This is a genomic window from Streptomyces sp. SID14478, assembly GCF_010548525.1.
GTDB lineage: Bacteria > Actinomycetota > Actinomycetes > Streptomycetales > Streptomycetaceae > Streptomyces.
Map to the genome: position 1 here is coordinate 1 of NZ_JAAGMG010000369.1, position 1136 is coordinate 1136.

The 1136-nt window shown below is 74.0% G+C and carries 2 protein-coding genes; both read left to right on the plus strand.

The window, feature by feature from the left end:
- On the plus strand, nt 1–380 hold a 380-nt coding region (locus G3I40_RS12080; RefSeq protein ID WP_239091681.1), incomplete at its 5' end, for an enoyl-CoA hydratase-related protein.
- Complete coding sequence (locus G3I40_RS12085; RefSeq protein WP_164302155.1) at nt 368–961, plus strand: TetR/AcrR family transcriptional regulator; 594 nt, start codon at nt 368–370, stop codon at nt 959–961. The genes G3I40_RS12080 and G3I40_RS12085, both read left to right, overlap by 13 nt.
- Nucleotides 962–1136 lie beyond the last annotated feature (175 nt).

The window sequence follows — 1136 nt, forward strand, 5'->3', positions numbered from 1 at the left end:
CCTTCACCGAGGTGCGCATCGGGGTCGCCCCCGCGGTGATCTCCCTGCCGCTGCTGCCCCGCCTGGACCCGCGCGCGGTGGCCCGCTACTACCTGACGGGGGAGCGGTTCGACGCGCGGGAGGCGGCGCGCATCGGCCTCGTGACGGCGGCCGGCGCCGACGCGGACGAGGTGCTGGCGCCCGTGCTCGACGGGCTGCGCAGGGCGTCCCCGCAGGGCCTGGCCGAGACGAAGAAACTGCTCACGGTTAAGGTCCTGGAAGCCTTCGACCGGGACGCGGAGCCGCTGACGGCGCTGTCGGCGCGGCTGTTCGCCTCGTCCCAGGCCCGCGAAGGGATGACCGCCTTCCTCGAACGACGGGACCCCGCATGGGTGTGGTGACCCCACGTGAAGCGACGCTGCCCAAGCAGGACCGCTCGCGCCTGACCCGGCGCAGGCTCCTGGAGTCGGCGGTGGCCTGCCTCGCCGAACGCGGCTGGTCGGGATCCACGGTGTCCGTCGTCGCCGAGCACGCCGGGGTCTCGCGGGGCGCGGCCCAGCACCACTTCCCGACCCGCGAGGACCTGTTCACGGCGGCCGTGGAGTACGTCGCGGAGGAGCGCTCGGTCGCTCTGCGTTCATTGCGGCCGCAGGGCCGGGCCGAGGCGGTCGCGGCGCTGGTCGACCTCTACACCGGGCCGCTGTTCCGGGCGGCCCTGCACCTGTGGGTGGCCGCGTCCAACGAGCCCCAACTCGGTGACAGAGTAGCCGAGTTGGAGGCCCGGGTCGGCCGGGAGACGCACCGCATGGCGCTCGAACTCCTGCATGCCGACGAGTCCGTGCCCGGGGTGCGGGAAGCGGTCCAGGGCCTGCTGGACATGGCCCGGGGGCTCGGCCTCGCCAATCTGCTGACCGACGACGGCCCCCGGCGGGAGCGGGTCGTCTCCGAGTGGGCGGGCATCGTGGACCGCGTGCTGGGCTGATGCCCTCGCGTCGTCACCGCAGGGGTGGATGTCGCGTCGGCGAGTGCGGGCCCGTGGGGCTTCTCGCGCAGTTCCCCGCGCCCCTGAGATGCGCACTGCGTGCGCCATCCCCCTAGGAAGGCAAGCGGCGAGGCCGCAAGCCTTCCAGGGGCGCGGGGAACTGCGCGAGAAGCCC